1 protein-coding gene is annotated in these 365 nt (G+C 47.7%); it reads left to right on the top strand.

All coding sequences use genetic code 11. From position 1 onward, the window contains the following. The coding region (gene deoC, locus CD118_RS11275) for a deoxyribose-phosphate aldolase (protein ID WP_103356717.1) at nt 1-365 on the top strand (365 nt) is incomplete at both ends.

Raw genomic sequence — 365 nt, 5'->3', positions numbered from 1 at the left:
GACGGACGTTACGCTGATGTACAACAAGATATTGAAGCTGTGGTCAAAGCGGCTCAAGGCCATACGGTTAAAGTCATTATTGAAACAGTCTTACTGACAGATGAAGAAAAAGTGAAAGCCTCTGAATTAGCACAAGCAGCAGGCGCACACTTTGTGAAAACATCCACTGGCTTTGCGGGTGGCGGTGCCACAGCTGAAGATGTGAAATTAATGAAAGAGACTGTCGGGGAGGCATTAGAAGTGAAAGCCTCCGGCGGTGTGCGTAGCTTAGAAGATTTTAACGCAATGGTTGAAGCAGGTGCCACACGTGTGGGCGCAAGTGCAGGTGTTCAAATCATGCAAGGATTGGAATCAGACGCAGACTA

Source organism: Staphylococcus coagulans (assembly GCF_002901995.1).
GTDB lineage: Bacteria > Bacillota > Bacilli > Staphylococcales > Staphylococcaceae > Staphylococcus > Staphylococcus coagulans.
Note: the sequence above shows the minus strand (reverse complement) of the source record. Positions and strands in the feature narration are given on the sequence as shown.